This window comes from Pseudomonas kielensis (assembly GCF_014236655.1).
GTDB classification, from domain to species: Bacteria; Pseudomonadota; Gammaproteobacteria; order Pseudomonadales; family Pseudomonadaceae; genus Aquipseudomonas; species Aquipseudomonas kielensis.
Genome location: NZ_JACMYG010000064.1, coordinates 1 through 6,099, shown reverse-complemented (window position 1 = coordinate 6,099; position 6,099 = coordinate 1). Strand labels below are relative to the sequence as shown.

Below are 6,099 nucleotides of genomic sequence, written 5' to 3'. Positions count from 1 at the left end.
CGCAATGACAAGCGCTTTTTGTATAAAATGCTACAATCCTTTATTTTCGGGGCTTGTAGAGCATTATGACTATCAAAAAATCACTGCCTCGTGCCTTCTCTGACGTGTTCAGAGACGACGAAACGATCAACGTATACAGCTACATACGCTTTTCGTCGAAAGCCCAAGCTCTGGGCTTTGGCGAGGTTCGACAGCTTGAACAGCTCAATCGTTTTTTTGAACAGTATCCCCAGGCTCGGCAGATTGAAAGATATGAAGATTTAGGCGTATCCGCATTTAAAGGCAAGAACCTAAAATCTGGACAATTAGCGAAATTCGTCGAACGCATAAAGTCAAAAGAAATTCTTCCTAACGCCCTTTTGCTTGTTGAAAGTTTTGACCGAATCAGTCGTGTCGGTGGTTATGATGCTCTTGAATTAATCATCTCAATTATTCAGGCAGATTGTGCGATTTACACACTTTTCGACAATCGACTTTACTCAAAAAGAAAAAAAGACAGTAGTGTCGATATTAGTCTCATTCAAAACATTCTTGAACGAGCAAATGACGAAAGTAAAGCAAAATCCGAACGTATTTCTGACGCAAAAGCTCGAAATTTGATTAAGGGTGAAAATGGGGGGATTGTTACAAAACGGTGCCCGTTCTGGATCTCGTTTGTAGATAATAAATTCGTTCTAAATGAACACGCAAACGCAGTCAAACGAATGACTGAATTGTGTTTCGACTTCGGTTTTCAAGCAATTGCGCAAGAACTGAACAAAGAAAATCATTCAAGGAAATATACAGAAAGCACAGTTGGCAAAGTGCTTCATAAACATTCTATATATGGCTCGTTTCTTTCAATGAAAAATGACGAGCAAGGCAATAGAACAATCGTTAATAAAGAAATTAAAAACTACTATCCTGCTGTAATCAGCGAGTCTGAATTTCATCGCATTAGCGTCAAACTTAAAGAGAGACAAGACCCAAAGCTTGCGGGTAGAAAGGCGTCAGAGTTCAGAAATATTTTAAGAGGTTTGGTTTTCTGTAAATGCGGTTCGACTTTCAGATTTCACGCACAGAAAAACTTTTATGTCGATTTAGTTTGTAATGCTTCATCAGTTGCGAAATGCGAGTTTGCAAAAGAAAACAAAAGCATCAGATACAGATATGCAAGAGTTGAAGAAATATTTTTAGCGTATCAATCACTTATTCCATTTGACAAAATAATTTTGAAAAATGACGATATCAAAGCGCTTGAAAAAGAGCATCAAGAAATCGAGGGCTTGGTAGTTCTAAAAGAAAAAGCATTAGCAAATAATTTTGCTATTCTTGAAAGCTCATCTGACAGCGCACGCAAATACATCACTCAAAGAATTGACGAAGTGAGTGAAGAATTAGACAAGCTCAAAGCTGATGAGCATAAGCTAAATCAAAGAATTATTTCAATGCATCTATCATCGAAATCAGACTTGAATGTCATTGAAATTTACAATTTATTGATGACGGAAAAAGGTCGAATCAAGATCAATAATTTTCTTCATTCACAAAAAATTAAACTGATAATCACGCCAGTGAAAAAGAAATTTTTCACTCTCGACATTTATCACAATGACAAACACATCGACACTGTTGACGTTACTGCGAACGATTACACAGCACGAAACCACACACATCTAAAATAGTTTTCTCAAAGCATTCAGCACAACAAAAAGCCAGATTAAAAATCTGGCTTTTTCTTCTGCTTTGCTTTTAAAGCAGATATCCAAATATTTTTGCTTACTGTCATTCTTAGAACTTCTAAATGCTATTATTAAATTAGAGAGCTTTAAGTAACTCGCTACACCCTACACCACACTTTTGCTACGCAAAAGATGAGGTTTCGGGTTCGCTCGCAATTAGTCATTGAGACAGAAGCAAAAGCGAAAAGCAAGAGCGAAAAGCTCGCTACGAAACTGATTAAAAATCATCACTCTCGTTCTAATTTTTAACTCATTTTCTAACACTGATTTAGAAAAAATTTCGCTATACCGCTCATTATTTTTTCAAAATCAATCAACAGAAGGAACACATAAAACAAAAAAATTGGTGACAATATGACAACAAAAAAAGCAGTAACAATGATTTACAAACATTTGAATTTCAAAAATGACAGAATGGGAAAAGCAAAACTTTTCAAGTCTGTTGCTCACTCTCTGCGCATAGCGCCGAACGAAACCAATCAAATAATCTCGACTAAAATTTTAGAGTGGGACGAAGAAAAATCAGATGAAAATCTTGTGTGGGCGTCGAGTGTCAGTTCTCAAATAATCAAACTTAACTCACTCACAGATGAGCAGAAAAAGACAATTCAAGAGTCGTTCATTCACAAAGTTGATGCAGAACAAAAATCGAAAAATGAGAAGTCTGATGCTGTTGATGCTTTAAGCAAATACAAAGCAAAAGTAAACAAGTGGCACAATTCACTAACTGACAATAGCGACAATCTTAAAATATTTCTTGCGAAAATTTTAGAAGAAAAAGAAATTTTCGACATTGAAAAAGAGATCAATCAGCTTTCAGAGTTCGAATTCGCACGCAAAAATCAGAAGACTGAAACAGTCAAAAAGTTTTTACAGCTTCACAATGAAGTGATTGAAAATAAATCTGACATCGCTCGCAATAAAGTCTTCATTCAAGAAGCGTTTTTCAAAATACCTGCGCATAACAATGTTCAGATAGACGCAGAAGATATGATGTTATCAATCGCATCATTCTATTCTATAAACTTTCCAGACTACCCCGTAAAACTGATTGTTTTTCACGGTGACGAAATCGGAAATCACCCGCATATTTTCGTTGAAGCAAAAAATAAACGCACTAATAAATATGACTTACTCAATGCTCAAAAGCAGTTCGTCAATGACAATATCGACAAAATAAAAGCAGAATACCCCGATGCTGAAAAGCTCGATTTTTCTAATCGCTCTTACTCTGCAAAGAAGCTACAAGCTCAATATTTTCAAACGTTGTTCTATCAACATACTAACAAAATGCTTCTGCAATATAATGTCGAAGCGAAGAAATTAGATAAGACAAAAGAACATAATGAGCGAATGAGAAAGATAGAAGAAGATGCGAAAAAACCGAAAGTCGAACGAGAAGCCAGCTTTTACAATGCTCAATTGAATGACTTAAAAGAACAGAACAAAGAGCTAAATGAACAGAACGAAACGCTCACAAAAGAAAACACATCGCTTTCAGAAAGCAATGCTGAACTGACTGACAGCGTTGAATCGAAGAAGATGAGCGTCAAGATACTCGATAGTAAGATTGAGTATAAACAGAGCGTTTTAGACAATATCAAGAAAAAAATGAACGTGTTTGCTGAATCAGTATTTTCATATATAGCGACATTTTTCAAATCTTATGAATTCGAAGAACTTGCTGAAAGAGAAAAAGTTTCAAAAGCGTATCACAGTTTCAGTGATGATGATGAAAAGCAAATCGCTGATGACATTATAGAAAAAAATGCTGAGAATTTGAGCGAAAAGAATGCTGAAAAACTGCGCAGTATAAAATTTATGAAACTTAAATAGCAAAAAAGCCTCTCTCGAGGCTTGATTTTACTTTTAAATTGTTATAATGAATTCACTACTAAACTTTATAACAATTGAACTCACATATCCATTATACCGCAAAATTTCAAAAATCAAGCAAACTACCGCATAATTTTGAAAATATTTTTGAACCGCTTTTTTATCATGATAAGGCTGATAAGAAAAAACGCGCATACATTCATTTCTTTTCAAAAAACAAGATATTCACTTATATTGATAAGAAGACAAACGAAGAGAAAAAAGCATCAACATCTAATAGTTCACTTTCAAAACTCAAAGAAACATTGACAGATTTGAAAGATGTTGTTGATGTTTATGCAACTGTAAATCAGTTTACTTTCACAAGAAAACTTGAAAACTTGATTTACACAACAATGTTTTACAGCGATTTAGATATTTATCACACTGGATTTAAAGACATATCGAAAGAAGATTTTATTGAAAAAGTCTTGAATTATTGCTTTGAGAATAAGATACCAGAGCCAAATCTGATGATTTACAGCGGAAACGGCTTTTATCTGAAATGGCTTTTTTCTGAAAAATGCAATAAATATGAATTCACTCTTGATAAATATAAAATCGCACAAAAAGCAATAAATCAGCTTTTTCAGTTTCTTGGCGCTGACTCAAAAGCGCTTGATGCTTCAAGAGTCCTAAGATTGCCAGGTTCTATAAATTCAAAAACCGGGAAGAAATGCGAAGTTATTTATTTCAATGATGAAAGAAAATCTGCACAAGATTTGTTTGAGGCATTCAGTCATTTCTATACACCAGAGCCAGCGAAGCCGCTCAAATCGAGATCTAAAAAAGTCGTTGCTGATGAAACTGTAAATCAAGAAAAGCCATTAAAACAAAAGCTTTTGCTTGTCAAAAGAGACTCATCAAAAGCTCCCAAAAAGACTTTGAGCGGGCCGATTTTAGCGAAAGCGAGATATGACGATTTGAAGAAATTGATTGAAATTAGAAATAACAATGTCGAAAATTCTCGTATGTCATTCTTGTTCTGGCTTCTAAATTTCAAGGCACTATGTGGCTCTACTAACTTTGTAGACTTTGAAAGTGATGCTTATGAAATCGCTGAAAAATTGAATTTCAAAAAAAACGAGTGGTCATTCGATGAACTTTCAACACTTGAAAATAAAGTTAAAAAACACAATGACGGATACAAGAAAGTCGTAAAGCAAAACGATGAATATTTCAAACTTTCAAATCTATACACGCCAAAAAATCAAACGCTAATTGATATTTTTCAAATCACTGATGAAGAGCAGAAGAAGCTAAAAACGATTATCAGCACATCTGAAAAGAATTCAAGAAGAGCACAAAAAAGATTAGACAGTGGGATGAAGCCGCAGACTGGCGAAGCCAAATCAGAGCCTTGGCTTGCTCTGGGTATAAGTCGCAGAACATACTACAACAGAAAAAAATCGAGCCTCATTTGAAGGCTCTTATGGATTTGCACTTTTTGGTCTACTACTAATATGAATAGGTTTTTTTCTTCTTTCTGCTTCAAAAATCAAAATCAAAATCAAAAGAAAAATGTAAAATATTAGGTATAACAAAAACCTGATTATGGGATACTGTAAATTCTGCGACATTTGTTTTATTGCTTTTTGTCTCTTTGTATTTGTTCTTTATGTCAATCCAAACGCATTTTCAAAAACTGCACATGAGAAAGCAGTCGCTGAATACAACAAAATTGAAAGAGCCAAGGAACAACAAAGACAAGAAAATATTAACTTTTCCAACTGTGTTTCAAAAACATATTTTAAATCTGCTCGCACCTCTGACAACCATCTAATTACAGAAGCACATAAATTCAAATTTCAAAATGGCTCTTGTAATGAGATTGTAGAAGTCTATTCAAGATAACTTTAACAATCTCACCTTTGACGCCTGTAAAGGCGTGAGTTCTTGCTTTAAGCGTAATAACCAATAAAGCCTTACATTAATTTCTATTTTCTCTTGCTTTAAATTTCTTGAACACAGAAACAATCAACCATAGAACGGTAGAAATTACGAATATAAAAATGAAAGAAACCATACGATGCACATAGCCAACATCATAGTTTCCGTTCATTGAAGAGTATAGTGCAAGGCCAAAATTTATAGCGATTATCAATAGCGAACCAAGTGAAAGAAACTTTAAAATCTTCATCGACTATTCCTTATCAGTTAAATTTTCAGATGGAGCAGCAAAGTAAGCAATCAGACCGAATATCAGTATTATAGGCCCAAGGACGTATGTTACCTGAACGCCTATATATGAGACAGTGCACCAAATCAGTATATAAAGAGCAAATGCCCCCAAGAATATTGCCAGCGATTTCTCATATATCCATTTTTTCATTAGCAAAAGCTCCTTAACCGCATAGCAAAACGATATCATTTCGCCAAGGATTTTTCACGTATTTCAAGCTGATGCTCGCCTCAAATCCAGTGTCTTGTAGCGTGATACTGGCAACCGAGATTTTTCGGGTTTTTACTAAATACCTTTTATACGAATCGATCCTATCATTGC

Annotated in this window: 3 protein-coding genes; all 3 read left to right on the top strand. The window is 34.7% G+C overall.

Annotation, left to right across the window (positions count from 1 at the left end; genetic code table 11):
* Positions 1–65 precede the first annotated feature (65 nt).
* Entirely contained in the window at positions 66–1,664 is a 1,599-nt protein-coding gene (locus H7995_RS27865) for a recombinase family protein (RefSeq protein ID WP_185819305.1), read from the top strand.
* Positions 1,665–2,099: 435 nt separating this feature from the next.
* Positions 2,100–3,557, top strand: coding sequence for a hypothetical protein (locus H7995_RS27860; RefSeq protein ID WP_153330974.1), 1,458 nt, complete (start codon positions 2,100–2,102; stop codon positions 3,555–3,557).
* Positions 3,558–3,631: 74 nt separating this feature from the next.
* The gene (locus tag H7995_RS27855) at positions 3,632–5,020 is read left to right on the top strand and encodes a hypothetical protein (protein ID WP_153430126.1); all 1,389 of its coding nucleotides are present in this window, start codon (positions 3,632–3,634) and stop codon (positions 5,018–5,020) included.
* The last annotated feature ends 1,079 nt before the right edge of the window (positions 5,021–6,099 follow it).